General features: G+C 48.3%; 12 protein-coding genes and 1 pseudogene. 12 read left to right on the top strand and 1 reads right to left on the bottom strand.

Annotation, left to right across the window (positions count from 1 at the left end; translation table 11 throughout):
- The first annotated feature begins 12 nt into the window (after positions 1 to 12).
- From MHH82_RS16615 to MHH82_RS16565, 11 genes and pseudogenes are all read left to right on the top strand, one after another.
- The gene (locus MHH82_RS16615) at positions 13 to 891 is read left to right on the top strand and encodes a carbohydrate ABC transporter permease (RefSeq protein WP_015735497.1); all 879 of its coding nucleotides are present in this window, start codon (positions 13 to 15) and stop codon (positions 889 to 891) included.
- 83 nt (positions 892 to 974) lie between these two features.
- Positions 975 to 2,663 (top strand): sensor histidine kinase, encoded by a 1,689-nt coding sequence (locus MHH82_RS16610; RefSeq protein ID WP_015735496.1) that lies wholly within the window; start codon positions 975 to 977, stop codon positions 2,661 to 2,663.
- Between the two features lie 3 nt (positions 2,664 to 2,666).
- The gene (locus MHH82_RS16605; RefSeq protein ID WP_015735495.1) at positions 2,667 to 4,385 is read left to right on the top strand and encodes a response regulator transcription factor; all 1,719 of its coding nucleotides are present in this window, start codon (positions 2,667 to 2,669) and stop codon (positions 4,383 to 4,385) included.
- A 629-nt stretch (positions 4,386 to 5,014) separates the two neighbouring features.
- Positions 5,015 to 6,274, top strand: coding sequence for an FAD-binding protein (locus tag MHH82_RS16600; protein ID WP_145036599.1), 1,260 nt, complete (start codon positions 5,015 to 5,017; stop codon positions 6,272 to 6,274).
- 302 nt (positions 6,275 to 6,576) lie between these two features.
- Positions 6,577 to 6,834 (top strand): annotated as a pseudogene (locus tag MHH82_RS16595) (zinc-binding dehydrogenase); the annotation flags it as partial.
- Between the two features lie 314 nt (positions 6,835 to 7,148).
- The gene (locus tag MHH82_RS16590; protein ID WP_015735493.1) at positions 7,149 to 7,700 is read left to right on the top strand and encodes a dihydrofolate reductase family protein; all 552 of its coding nucleotides are present in this window, start codon (positions 7,149 to 7,151) and stop codon (positions 7,698 to 7,700) included.
- 144 nt (positions 7,701 to 7,844) lie between these two features.
- Complete coding sequence (locus MHH82_RS16585; RefSeq protein WP_036660552.1) at positions 7,845 to 8,408, top strand: dihydrofolate reductase family protein; 564 nt, start codon at positions 7,845 to 7,847, stop codon at positions 8,406 to 8,408.
- A gap of 150 nt (positions 8,409 to 8,558) precedes the next feature.
- Positions 8,559 to 8,741, top strand: coding sequence for a divergent polysaccharide deacetylase family protein (locus MHH82_RS16580; RefSeq protein WP_251496126.1), 183 nt, complete (start codon positions 8,559 to 8,561; stop codon positions 8,739 to 8,741).
- Positions 8,738 to 8,875, top strand: a complete 138-nt coding sequence (locus MHH82_RS16575; protein ID WP_251496121.1) for a divergent polysaccharide deacetylase family protein — start codon at positions 8,738 to 8,740, stop codon at positions 8,873 to 8,875. Before MHH82_RS16580 ends, MHH82_RS16575 begins: the two co-directional genes overlap by 4 nt.
- Positions 8,876 to 9,443: 568 nt before the next feature.
- Positions 9,444 to 9,830 (top strand): DUF1259 domain-containing protein, encoded by a 387-nt coding sequence (locus MHH82_RS16570; RefSeq protein ID WP_041622196.1) that lies wholly within the window; start codon positions 9,444 to 9,446, stop codon positions 9,828 to 9,830.
- 310 nt (positions 9,831 to 10,140) lie between these two features.
- Positions 10,141 to 10,428, top strand: coding sequence for a hypothetical protein (locus tag MHH82_RS16565; protein WP_251496115.1), 288 nt, complete (start codon positions 10,141 to 10,143; stop codon positions 10,426 to 10,428).
- A gap of 73 nt (positions 10,429 to 10,501) precedes the next feature.
- On the opposite strand, the gene MHH82_RS16560 is transcribed toward MHH82_RS16565, so the two are convergent.
- Positions 10,502 to 11,344: an AraC family transcriptional regulator gene (locus MHH82_RS16560; protein ID WP_251498788.1), complete on the bottom strand. Its 843-nt coding sequence runs from the start codon at positions 11,342 to 11,344 to the stop codon at positions 10,502 to 10,504.
- 117 nt (positions 11,345 to 11,461) lie between these two features.
- Here MHH82_RS16560 and MHH82_RS16555 point away from each other — a divergent pair, with 117 nt between their 5' ends.
- On the top strand, positions 11,462 to 13,714 hold the full coding sequence (locus MHH82_RS16555; protein WP_340966853.1) for an FAD-dependent oxidoreductase: 2,253 nt from the start codon (positions 11,462 to 11,464) through the stop codon (positions 13,712 to 13,714).
- Positions 13,715 to 13,726: the final 12 nt, after the last annotated feature.

Below are 13,726 nucleotides of genomic sequence, written 5' to 3'. Positions count from 1 at the left end.
GGAGGGACCGATATGCCTGTAAAAAAGAGGCTGGATTGGTTTGTTGTGTGCAATAGTATATTCTTGATCGCAGTCGGAATGTTGTGTCTGATTCCGATGATACACATCCTGGCCGTGTCATTAAGCTCCAGCGCTGTCGCTGCAACAGGAACCGTAACCTTGTGGCCGAAGGAATTTACGTTGAAATCCTATGAATTTGTCGCACATCGTTCAGCCTTTTGGCAATCGATGCTCGTTTCCCTGGAGCGCATCGCATTGGGAGGGACGCTGAATCTCGTTTTGATCGCTACAGTCGCATATCCGCTTTCGAAAGAAAAGGGAGAATTCCGGCTGCGCACCTTTTATTCATGGGCCTTTTTTATTACAATGATATTTGGGGCTGGATTAATTCCGACGTATATGGTTGTCAAGCAGCTCGGGTTGATCGACACGATCTGGGCGCTGGTCTTCCCAACTGCAATTCCTGTATTCAGTGTCATTTTGCTGTTGAATTTTTTTCGAGCAGTGCCAAAGGAACTGAGTGAGGCCGCGTTTATCGATGGTGCCGGACATTGGCGAACGCTGTGGCAGATTTACGTTCCGGTATCCTTGCCGGCTCTTGCGACCATTCTGCTATTTTCACTGGTCACGCACTGGAACAGCTGGTTCGATGGGTTAATCTATATGAACGATCCCAGCCATTACCCGATCCAGAGCTACATTCAGACGATCGTCGTTCAGCGCTCGTTAGCCACGATGACGCCGGAAGAGGCCAAGCTCATGGCGGACATTTCGGATAAGACGCTGCGTTCGGCCCAGATTTTCCTTGGAGCTCTGCCGATCATCTGCGTGTATCCGTTCCTGCAGCGTTTCTTTGTCAAAGGAATTGTACTCGGGAGCGTGAAAGGATAAACACGAAAGGCCGACCTCGTTTCCCGCAATAATAATCGTGAATAAGGGAGGGAGGGCAGATCAAGAACAGCATTTTCGCACGATTGATCGCGTCCTTCTTATTGGCGATCGTCCTAATTATTTTCTTGGGCATCTATTTGTACAATTGGAGCCTGAACACCGTAAAAAATGAAATTATTAATTCTTCGACTGCACAGGTTTCGTTCTACCTTACAAGCCTGGAGGAGGAGATCGAACGCATTAAAATTTTGCAACACGAAAGCTTGACTGATGAATACCTGGGCAAACTCGCGGTACGGTATTCCATCATGGACGAGTATGAAATCATGGAAAGCATGCGAAAGCTCCATCAGCGTCTCGTCACTATTCATAACAGCAGCTCCTACACCTCGAATGTAAGCGCACACATTTTACCGATTCAAAAAACCATTTCCTCCACCGCTACCGTAAGTCCGATCGATATGGACAAATTCGATCAGATTCGCGTTCCGGCGGGGGAAACTGGCGCGCAGCTGGTACAATACAAAAATAATCTTTACATAACCACTCTACATACCGAGAATGCCGGCTTGCCTCAAAAGTACATGATCGAGATTGAGCTGGATACGACGGCGTTTCAAGAGGCGCTGGGCCAGTTTCATACTTACGACAACAGCGGATCCTTTTTAATTGATCTCACGCACGACATCGTCATTAGCGGCAAAGGCAACGATGCAAATGTACGCTTACAAGATTTGGCGGGAAACTACCATGAACTGAAGAGCGGGAACGTCACATACAGCAACATAAACGGTCAGAAAATGTATGTGGTGTCTGTCAAATCGGATTATTTGAATATGCTCTTACTGCGTTATATTCCCCAAGAGCTCATCTTTGTGCCGCTGCGGGATTTTTATATCTGGCTGTGGGTATTCACCGGTGCAGGCGCAATGATTATGTTGTTTTACTCTATCTACACCTATAACTTAATTCACAAGCCCATGCGTAAGCTTGTCGGATCGTTCCGACACGTCGAGAGCGGAAATTTTAACGTCTCGATCCACGTAAACAGCAAAAACGAGTTCGGTTATCTTTATCAAGGCTTTAATTCCATGGTACAGAACGTATCTGCTTTGATCGAGCAGGTGTACAAGCAGAAAATTCTAAACCAGAGAGCGGAGCTAAAGCAATTGCAATCGCAAATTAGTCCGCATTTTTTATATAACAGTTTGTTTTTGATCAACACGATGGCCAAACTAGGGGACGATAATTTAATCCCGTTTACTAAGCTGCTGGGTGATTATTTTCAGTTTATTACAAGAAATGCTTCGGATTTTTTGCCGCTGCGTGAAGAAGTGGAGCACGCACGGACCTATAGCGAGATCCAGTTCATGCGTTTTCCAAGCCGGCTGACGATCCAATTTGAAGATCTTCCGGATGAGGTCAAGGAAATTCAGGTGCCTAGATTGATTCTTCAACCGATTCTTGAAAATGCATTCAAATATGCCGTGGAACAAACCAAAGTCAAAGGCTTGATCACAATGCGCTTTCAGCAGGAGGACCGCGCTTTGCGTATTATTGTAGAGGACAACGGAACGGATCTGTCGGAGTCCAAATTATCCGCGCTCCAAAAGCTCCTTAACGATACGTCCAATATCGAGACCTCAGGTCTGATTAACATTCATCGCCGGCTTCGTTTGATATATGGTGATGAACACGGCCTGTTTTTGGAACGAAGCGCAATGGGCGGCTTGAAGGTGACGCTGCAACTTGACCCGAAAGCGAGTGTGTAAGGGATGTACAGACTCCTGATTGTCGATAACGAAGAGATTATAGTGAATCATCTTTATGAAATTTTTCGAGGATTTGACCATTTGGATCTCGATGTCTATAAAGCATATGGGGGAGAAGAAGCCATTGAGTGGCTCAACCGTACAAGAATTGATATCGTGTTGACCGATATCGACATGCCCCACATTGACGGTCTGCAGCTCATGGAGGAGATTTTTCGAAGCTGGCCTCAGTGCAGAGTGATTTTTTTGACAGGGCACAGTGAATTCAGATATGTATACAAAGCGATTCAGTATCAGGATGTCAGCTATATTCTGAAGACCGAGAATATCGACAAAGTGATTCAGGTGGTCGAAGAGACCGTATCAAAAATCCGCCAGGAAATCAAAACGGAAGATCTGATCCGGGAGGCCAAAGAGCAAATAAACATAGCGCTGAATTTGTTTCAAGAAGATTATCTTCTAGGCATGTTAAAAGGCAGCCGCGGGTTACAAGCCAGCCAATCACAGTTCGAAGAATTGTCGATCCCGCTGAATGTTAAGTGGCCGGTTGCCCTGGTCGTGGGCAAGATCGATAAATTCCCCGACTCTACCGGTTATATGCAGAAGATGCAACAAATCTATGCCGTACGTCAAATCATGCATAGGTACTTAGCCACCCGTGTCAATTTTGTGATTGTGCTGGATGATAGTCGCAGATTCGTGATTTTTATTCAGCCTAAGGAGTCGTTGTCCGCTACCGGTACTGAGAATGCGGAGACGATCCTGCAGACGTTCAATAAAACAGTGTCGTTCCTTAAAGGAATATTGGAGGTCATCCAGTCGGCATGCCAGGAAAATATCGGACTTCCGATCAGCTTTACAATCGGCAGCCAAGCGGATGGGTGGGAATCGGTTTCCAATAAGTATCACTCGCTCCACCACTTGCTCAATTACCGGATCGGACTCGAAAATACAGTTCTTCTGATCGACGATGCGGTTAGTCATGATGAACCCGATGAGGCAGGCAACGTTCAGGGTTTGAAGGAAGAGGATCTCGAAGGAGAAAGGCTTGGGCGGGTGCTTAAGTCCAACGATCTTTCGCTTATCGAGCAATATCTGGAGGCAGGACAAAGGAGTAAGTATTTTGAAGCCTTGGAGCTGCTTCTTGGTCCGATCAGAGACGTTCGCACGAAAAATAATGCTTTTGCCCAGGAAATTTATTACACCGTGTCCCTGTATTTGATGTCCTATATCAATCGATGGGCACTCAATGAGAAGATTGAAGCTCAGTTGGGTCAAAACAGACTGATGCGGATCGATTTTTTTGACAGTTGGAGCGAAGCTTCCTTATATTTGACGGAGTTATCGTCTGTGTTGTTCGACATGCAAAAAGTAGAGCAGAAAAAACGCGCGGATCATATCATCGATTTTTTGCAGGAATTCATTCGGAATCATTTGGATGAAGACCTGTCGTTGGTGCGATTGGCGGAACAAGTATATTTGAATCCGTCATATTTATCCCGCATCTACAAACAGGAAACCGGAAACAATCTGACGGAGTTTATCGACTCCACCCGTCTTATGCAAGCGAAGCGTTTACTTCATAGCGAGAATCTTCGAGTCGGTGAAGTTGCCCGCCGTGTGGGCTACGAAACCGCATCCTCTTTTACTCGTTTTTTCAAAAAGGCTACCGGCTGTTCCCCGCAGGAATACAAGGAAAAGCATATGATTCAAAAGCCATAGAGCTGTTGCTTCTCATCTACTGTGTCCCATTTCATTTCCTGACTTAAAGAGATCCAGTCTGCCGTTCAAATGAGCGGGATCGACAAATTGATTGCGCAACTGCCAAACGGGTTGTCGTCTGCCGTCGGAGAAAACGGCTCTAACTTTTCCGGACATGCCGATTCTTATTCTTGACGAGGGCACCTCGGCTGTGGATATGCAGACTGCTATCGTAAGAGGGAACAGAAGCTAGCTTTCTCGACAACCATGAGAAATTACTATTTTGTCGGGCACAAGAACATAATCCCATTAAAAGTCGCTAATTTAGCGGCTTTTTTATTGGTACAAGTTCTTGGCCCGAGCCAAGGACAAGAACATTGTCCGGTTGCCGATTAGATAAGTTTCTAACTACGATACCATGCAATTTCATTATGCTAACGGGCAGGAAAGCGGTGCGCTATGCCGAATACCTAGTTTTAAGTTGATTTTCCTGTAAGGTAATGGTAAATCAACACAAAGGTGCGATAGCCTCTGTTTGTGAAAGTTTATGAGTACCGTTTGACGGAAGTGAGGAGTATTTGGATATTCAGGTAAACCAATGATCAAATAGATTCAGGACAAAAACCAGCATATTAAATAGGAGCGTTCATATGGGAGATAAACTGAACTGGGCCGGGAATTATCGCTACTGTTCGATGGAGTTGCTTGAGCCTAAAAGTCTAGAAGAAGTTAAGGACCTAGTTGTTAGCCGCACAAGCATACGCGTGCTTGGCTCGCGCCATTCTTTTAACGGGATTGCTGACACCGGGGGCAGCCATCTTTCGCTTCGAAAGATGAATCGGGTAATCGATCTCGACCGTGTACAGAGAACCGTAACCGTCGAAGGTGGCATTCGGTATGGCGATCTGTGCCGCTATTTAGATGATCATGGCTATGCTTTGCATAATTTAGCATCGCTGCCGCACATCAGCGTGGCAGGCGCCGTTGCGACAGCCACGCACGGCTCGGGCGATCAGAATGCAAGCCTGGCGTCTTCTGTACGTGCTATCGAGCTAATGAAATCGGATGGAGAAGTAACGGTACTCACGCGCGGGATAGATCCCGAGTTCGATGGGGCGGTTGTCGGACTCGGCGGACTTGGAGTCGTCACAAAGCTTAAACTGGATTTAGTACCCTCGTTTCAGGTAAGTCAGACCGTATATGATCGTCTTCCTTTTTCTGCACTGGATCATGGCATAGACGAAATTTTATCTTCCGCATACAGTATCAGCTTGTTTACGGATTGGGCAGAGCCCATATTCAATCAAGTGTGGGTAAAACAAAAGGTGGGAATAAACGGGGAGGATGAGATATCTCCAGAGTTCTTCGGGGCTTTGCCAGCTCCGGAAAAACGGCATATGGTAACTGGGCAATCTGTAGAGAGCTGTAGCGAGCAGCTAGGCGCTCCTGGACCATGGTATGAACGGTTGCCTCATTTTCGCATGGAATTTACCCCCAGCGCGGGCAACGAACTGCAAAGTGAATATTTCGTTCCGAGGCGTCATGCGGTCGAGGCAATGCGTGCGCTAGGTAAACTGCGTGATAGAATTGCGCCTCTGCTCTTTATCTCCGAGATTCGAACCATTGCATCGGATACCTTTTGGATGAGCCCATGCTACCGGCAAGACAGTGTTGGTTTTCATTTTACATGGAAGCCGGATTGGGAGCGCGTGCGCCAATTACTTCCGCTTGTAGAACGTGAACTCGAACCGTTTGGAGCACGCCCACATTGGGCGAAACTGTTTACGATGGAGTCGGAAATGATACAAGCTCGGTATGAGCGGTTAGCTGATTTCCGTCAGCTACTACTTCGATACGATCCAATAGGGAAGTTTCGAAATACGTTTCTGGATCATTACATTATGCATTGATGTTAAGGATTAATCACCATTTTAGAAAAAGTGATCTAATGGAATGAAACAAAAATGTTAATTTTTTGCATTCGTTAAGACCTCCACCACTGGCAATATAGGGTTGGAGGTTTTTGGTTAGAAACAGAATATATATTCCGTTAACTTCTTCAATAGTTAAGGAAAGGGGAAACGTATGGATATAGAATGTATCTCAGAAATGATAGATACAGGTTGGCTTCGTACCTTATCAAACAACTATCTTCACTCTGAAAAAGGAATCGTTACGAACTGGTCCTGCAATTCGATCGGTGCGGTTGACATTGGATTTGACACTTCTTAAGAATAAAAGTGCAACCTTTGTTTGGGAATTCATGTTCACACGCTCCACCTATCAGACAGCCGATATGATAGAGCAGCATAAACTCCTTAATGAAGTCGCACGTCTCGTGGGCCAAGGTATCATACTGACGACCATTGCATAGAAGTTGGAGCCAATCAACGCGGAGAACCTGCGTAAAGCGCACGTTCTTTTGGAGACAGGCCGGACAGTGGGTAAAATCGTTCTGCAGCACTTTTAAGTTAGTGAAGTATACGAACTAACTTGGGACTGTCTCGATGAAGTTTATCTGATATTGGGAATCAAAGGGCGGGATAAAAATTTGTTTTGATGAACTAGAAGTAGACTTGGAAAATAGACTAGAAGAACGTAACAGAAATCCTCAATGACTAAAACACAAACCTACTTAATAAGTTAACGGGCTAAATTGTTTAATTTACTATCCTCCATTTTACTAAAGTTGTATTCGGTCTGGCCCAGACTGTTCATATCAGCAATCTATGAGAAACATGGCCTGCTTTTGGATGATAAAATGTAGGCATAAGGAGGCTGCATATGGGACGTATAATCCTGATGATGAATGTGACACTGGACGGTTGCTGTGACCACACGCAGGTAATTGCGGATGAGGATCTCCACCAGTATACGATGGACTTGATGGACGAGTCTGATGGTCTGCTTTTCGGACGTGAAATCTACCAGTTGATGGAAAGTGCTTGGCCATCCATTGCCAGCAGCGGCGACGGACCTCAGTTCTTGGTCGACTTCGCACGCAAGCTCGATCGGAAACCCAAGTACGTCTTTTCGCGGACGCTGGATCACGTGTCGTGGCAGAACTCTTTCTTGTTGAAAGGGCCTGTTTCCGAGGAGGTGCCGCGACTTATGGCTGAAGGGAAGAACCTAGTCGTTAACGGCGGTCCCGGACTCGGGTCCACCCTGGCACAACTAGGCTTAGTGGATGAGTATCACTTTCTGGTGCAGCCCATCGTTGCCGGACATGGCCCCCAATTATTGGGGGGAGTTCGTGATCGACTGAATCTGAAGCTGACCGAGACCAAGCCTTTCGGCTCCGGCGTCGTGGTGCTCCACTACACGCCCGTTCGATAACAATGCCTGGCTGATCACCGCGGCTTGGCACTGCTATACGAGCCAAAATACATTTGTCGGCTGCTTCGTTTATATTACAAGGAGCAAATTCAGAGGGGAATACTTGGTCTGGCTGGAAACTGAAAATTGGAGGGCGTTATTGAAATGGCTAAACTGATCTACGCAGCAAACGTATCTTTAGACGGTTACATTGAGGACGAACACGGCAATATCGAGTGGACGATCTCCGATGACGAGGTATTTGCGTTCTGGACTGACTTCGAGCGGCCGATGGGCACCTACCTATACGGGCGCCGAATGTACGAGTCGATGGTGTACTGGGAGACGGCGAGCGCCAAGCCCAATGATCAACCAGAGGTAATACGGGAATTCGCACAGATTTGGCGAACAGCTAAGAAGATCGTGTTCTCCCGGACACTTCTGGCGGTTTCAAGCGCCAGGACTAGGATCGAGCGCGAATTCGATCCTGAAGCGATCCGGAGGCTGAAGGAGTCTTCAGGAGCCGATATCACGATTGGCGGCCCCGAGCTTGCTGGGGAGGCGATGAGAGCGGGACTGATCGACGAGTGTCATCTGCTTCTTAATCCGATCGTCTTGGGTGGAGGTAAACGAGCATTGCCGGACAACCTCTGCATGCGGCTCGAGCTGCTCGGTGAGCGCCACTTTCCAAGCGGCGTTGTTCATCTTCACTACCGCATGATTGTCTGACAACGACGCTAGAGTGAATACAAGAGATGTCTTGTTATCAGATACCGGTATGGCGATAGGCTGATATAAACAAAGTCGCACAATGTGCGGCTTTTTATTGTGCTTAAAATAATCAATAAGCATCACATTGGCAGGAACGATCACAAACCCATGATGACCTTGTTATTCGTAATCATGTCTATCGTGCTCGATGTCTGCAGGGCAAGAGGATTGTTCTTTAACGACAGTAAGACGAATTACCACAGCGTTGTCGGCAAACTGGCTGTGGCGAAGGGAATGGCTTCATTGCCAACGATATATACCTGGATGATGTTCATACCGTACAACACGTGAGCAAGCAGCTCCTCACCGCAGCACAGCAAGCGGAAGAGCGGACATTCTGTATTGCAATAGGCCATGTAGGCGTGTACGGAATTCGTACGGCAGAAGCGCAGAAAAATCCATTCCGGAGCTCCATAAAAGAGTAGAGTTTGTCAGGATCAGCGATCTGGTCAGAGAGCATTCAAGCTGGCGGCCTGATCCGCTACGTGCGTACTAGGGCAAGCAAAATCGAGAACGGGAGGTGGAATCGAATTGCTGTGACGCCTTCGTATAATACTTCACGCATGACGAAGACCCTGCCTGTATAATTCAGGTGGGGTCTCTTCATATGAATTAATATATAGGCGTACCCCACAGAGCTTATTGATCAATGGTCTCCAAATAAACAGCCTTATCAAAATCTTCTCTTTCGCAAGTTTAGCGTAATAAAATAAATGATATCCGTGGGCTGCTGTACGTATCGCGCTTCTCCGATGCGGCATTAGACTATATCAGGACTTCAGGGCGAATGCCTTGAACCTACAAATGTCTAGTCTTCAGTAGGAGGATATATCTGTGCCGCTCAAAAAATATGTTACCCCGTTGGCCATTCCCCCGATTCAAATGCAGAAGCTCCGCTGAGCCAGGGGTACCGATTACGAAGCGAAAATGAAGCAGGTCAAGCAAAAGCAGTACCGGAATCTGCTACCCTTTTAAGGAGGAAGTCGGTTGAGCATGAGTAGAAATGAACGTATTTGCGGAAGGTTTGCCAAAATCATTGGAGGAACTCCCGGATTTGCAGGCGGAAAATGCGTCGCGACCATTTCGCGGAATCGAGTAAAGGCAACGATTTTAAAGAAAAGGTTTATGTTAACCTCATCATTCTCGTTTGAATCGTTAAATGCTGTGACTGGTAGAGCGTTGTGTTTGGGAAGAGTTGCCCTGTTGCAAAAGGAAACGGATCGGTTTATCGCAAGCCTTCTTAAACAGGACATCATCGTTTCGTCCATTCATAACGAATGGCTGTTCGAGCGCCCCAGATTGATCTATGTCAACATCGAAGCGGTACAAAAGCCGCTCATTTTCGCCAGAAAAGTCAGAAGAGCGCTTGACTTGCTGTAACCACTAGGTTCGCCTCCGCTTGGTCAGTTTAGCCGTGGTGGCTACTAGATTCACCATATAATTAAAATCCAACTACACCGAAGCGCGTGGTACCGCTTTTTAGTTGTTCTAGAAGGGGGAAGAGCAAGTAAAGCCACCTGCAATGCAAGCGGCCTTCGCTCTACCTGTTCAGGACAGAAGACTGAGAGTTGAAGGATCATCTGTCCCAGTTTTGTACCCGTCTCACATACACTGCCTCATGTGGCCTTGCAAGCAATAAAAATGATTTGAAACGTTGATGAACAAAGGGATGAAACGGATATACAGGCAAATGAGGAATTCAAAATGGAAGAAGGACTGGAAGACATTACGGGTTTTACTCAATAATATCGTACAGTCCCTTCATCCGGATCGGCCGCTTAGCATCTCCGTCTTCTTAAGCGAGAGAGACGATGCGTGGTGTCTGACAACGGTCAAGGCATACCACTGCCGCAACAGGAAGAATATCTTCGAGCGGTTCATCCGCGGCGAGAACAAGAAGCATGCCGTTCGCGGCCAGGTCTTGGCCATACGTTCGCAGGCAGTTGGCGCAAGCTCAAGGCAGGCAGCTAACGATTAGGGAAAGCTCGGAACAAGGAAGTGTATTTGTCCTGTCGCTTCCTTCTATTGAATTGAGGGGATTGTTGCAGGCATTAGACCCGGTTCGTTTTCCGGTAAGCGGAAGGACTGACTTTCATCAGCTTCGTGAACACGCGGCTGAGGTAGAAGCCATTATTGAAGCCGCAAGCTAATGCGATCTGCTCTAAATTCAGATGGGTATCGACGAGCAAGGACTTTGCTTGCTCCAGCCTAATATGGCTTAAATAGCGCGAAGGAGTCATCCCCACGCTTCGTGTGAATCTGCGGGTGAGCTGAACGGGACTGATGCCCAGCTCTTCCGCAAGCACCAGCATGCTCATGTCCTTATAGGCGTTCTGCTGGATATAGAGCCGTGCTTGTTCCATCAGAGGATCGGCAGGTTTTTTGTCTTCGCCAACCACACCGACCGCTATCGACTGCAAACAAAAGAGCCAAATATCGTTCAGCGCATGGTTTTGCCAATAGCTCCGCTGATCGATCTCCGCGGCAGCTTCGTCCTGCCTCTTGAAATATCTCAAATTATCGGCAAACCTCTCCTTATGCGCGACGGCGGGCTTGTAGGCAGAAGCCGCTAAACGATGGTGGACGTCCTGCACTGCCTCTTGCCCTTCAACCGCCTCTCCCGATATAAAGCCTAACCAAAATCCGATGAAATGAAAGGACGGCGCATGGATAACGTCGCGATGAAAATCGATGCCCGGCGGACAAACGATGACGTCGCCCATCTGCGCCGTACCTTCGCTATCGCCGATCCCATAACGGAAGCTGCCGCCCTCCACCGCAAATAGAACCCAATGTCCGTAGGTGTCCACGCTGTATTGAAATTGCTTCTTATGATTCCAAAAGACATGATGCATTAGACTAGGATATAGGATGGGGCTTCGACTTAACATCATCACGGCAATCCGCCTCCAGAATGAAATAAAGTATATGCCAATATGATAGCGCAGTGCATGTTAAATAACGACCCCCTCGATTAAGATGATAGTAATTCTAAGCATGGGGGGATTCGATTGAAGTTTGAATTAGTAAAATCCGACATTACCGTTATCGGCGGAGGCCTGGCCGGCGTATGCGCTGCCGTTGCAGCGGCACGTCTTGGCCAAACCGTGTCGCTCGTGAACAACAGACCCGTACTCGGAGGCAATTCTAGCAGCGAGGTACGGGTGTGGGTATGCGGTGCTACGGCGCATGGCACGCAGCGTTACGCGAGAGAAACCGGCATCATGGGAGAAATGTTCGTCGAGAATCAATTCCGGAACCCGGATGGAAATCCGTATTTATGGGATCTCGTCGTACTCGAGACGGTCCGAGCAGAGCCGAACATTGCCTTGTTTCTCAATACGGATGTGCACGAGGTCGAAGCAGAGGGCACGGAGGAGGAGCGCATCATTAAGTCGGTCACGGGCTGGATGATGGGCTCCGAGCGGAAAATCCGGTTTGAAAGCGATATGTACATAGATTGTACAGGAGATGGCCTTGCGGGTTTTTTGGCAGGCGCTAAATATCGGATCGGCCGCGAGGCCGCAGAGGAATACAACGAGGACTGGGCGCCGGAGACGGCGGACGATATTACGCTTGGCAGCACGCTCCTGTTCTATACGAAGGAAGCCGATCGGCCGGTCAAGTACATTCCGCCGAGCTTTGCGAAGGACATTACGCAAACGGCGATCCCGATGAAGCGGGTCATTCGCAGTGGCGACTCAGGCTGCCACTATTGGTGGATCGAATGGGGCGGCGAGCTGGATACGGTGCATGATAATGAACGAATACGCGATGAGCTCTGGTCGGTCATTTACGGGGTATGGGATTATATCAAAAACTCCGGCAATTTCGATGCCGATCGCATGACGCTGGAATGGGTCGGATCGCTCCCTGGCAAACGGGAGTATCGCCGATTCACAGGAGATTATATGTTGAACCAAAACGATATTATCGCGCAGGTGCCCTTCACCGATCGCATCGCCTTCGGAGGTTGGTCGATAGATCTTCATCCGCCGCAAGGCATGTATTCGACAGAGAGCGGTTCAAAGCATTTATTTTCGGACGGCATCTATCATATTCCATTTCGGTGTCTGTACTCCAGCAACGTCAGCAATCTGATGTTCGCAGGCCGCGATATCAGCGCAACTCACGTCGCATTCGGTACCACGAGGGTAATGGCAACCTGTGCGGTCATCGGCGAAGCAGCCGGAAGCGGTGCCGCACTGTGCGTGCAGAAAGGGATATCGCCGCGTGCGCTGCACCGTGACCATATGAACGACCTGCAGCAGACGATGCTCAGGCAGGATGCGTCGATTATCGGAATCGCGGCAGACGACCCTTACGATCACGCCAAGTCGGCCCGTATTACGGCATCCAGCACAATGACCAAAGTTTCGCTGACGGACTCAACCTATACGCACCCGTTGGATAAAGAACTGGGCATCCTGTTTCCCGTGAATCCCTCGCTTGAATCAGTGAAGCTGCTGATCGATGCGGCAAAGGCTGCTACTCTTGAAGTGGAGCTGTGGCATACGGATAAAGGTGAAAACTACGTGCCAAAGCAGATGGTAGCTGAAGCATCGGTGTCAGTAGCCGAAGGTACCGGGCAGTGGGTTAAGCTGGACTTATTTTGGCAGCCCGATGCAGCCTGTAATGCATTCCTTATTATTAAGGCGAACGAAGCGATTCAGCTACACGGATCGGATTGTCCGATGACCGGCGTGCTGTGCTTTGAGAAGGGGCCAAAGCCGATCGTCTCTACGCTTTTAGAGGATCGTCAACCGGATCAGCCGGTCGTACAGTGGAGCATGCGCCGTTGGAACCGCAAGCCGCTGTGTCTGCAGGTTACGCCAAATACGGAAGCGTACGCTGCCGCAGCGGTGACGGACGGGTATATTCGGCCGTTCGCCGGTCCGCATTTATGGATGTCCGAGCCGATGTCTCCAGGCAAACCGGAATGGCTGCAGCTGGAGTGGGCTGAAGTGCAATCGATCGCCGAGATCCACGTCACCTTTAACGACGACGTTAATGAAGACTTAATCAATTTGCACCATCATCGCACAGCTTTCGAAGCGATTCCCGAGCTCGTCCGAGCTTATCGGATCGAGGCGCTCATTGGTGAGGAGTGGGTTACACTGGCTGAAGAGAAGCACAACCATAAGCGCAAAAAAGTGCATAAGCTCAGCCGTTCCATCTCGTCGCATACGATTAGACTATGGATCGACGAAACGAACGGAGGACCACGCGCGGAGGTTGCCGAAATAAGAGTTTATGCTCTATAATGGAATAAAATA

The sequence above is a fragment of the Bacillus sp. FSL K6-6540 genome, from assembly GCF_038007545.1.
This window is presented reverse-complemented; position numbering and strand designations above follow the sequence as displayed.

Bases quoted from the DNA above. Each gene is read 5' to 3' on its own strand.
- MHH82_RS16615 (WP_015735497.1), top strand. From the start codon at position 13: ATGCCTGTAAAAAAGAGGCTGGATTGGTTTGTTGTGTGCAATAGTATA.
- MHH82_RS16605 (WP_015735495.1), top strand. From the start codon at position 2,667: ATGTACAGACTCCTGATTGTCGATAACGAAGAGATTATAGTGAATCAT.
- MHH82_RS16600 (WP_145036599.1), top strand. From the start codon at position 5,015: ATGGGAGATAAACTGAACTGGGCCGGGAATTATCGCTACTGTTCGATG.
- MHH82_RS16590 (WP_015735493.1), top strand. From the start codon at position 7,149: ATGGGACGTATAATCCTGATGATGAATGTGACACTGGACGGTTGCTGT.
- MHH82_RS16585 (WP_036660552.1), top strand. From the start codon at position 7,845: ATGGCTAAACTGATCTACGCAGCAAACGTATCTTTAGACGGTTACATT.
- MHH82_RS16580 (WP_251496126.1), top strand. From the start codon at position 8,559: ATGATGACCTTGTTATTCGTAATCATGTCTATCGTGCTCGATGTCTGC.
- MHH82_RS16570 (WP_041622196.1), top strand. From the start codon at position 9,444: ATGAGTAGAAATGAACGTATTTGCGGAAGGTTTGCCAAAATCATTGGA.
- MHH82_RS16565 (WP_251496115.1), top strand. From the start codon at position 10,141: ATGAGGAATTCAAAATGGAAGAAGGACTGGAAGACATTACGGGTTTTA.
- MHH82_RS16560 (WP_251498788.1), bottom strand. From the start codon at position 11,344: ATGATGTTAAGTCGAAGCCCCATCCTATATCCTAGTCTAATGCATCAT.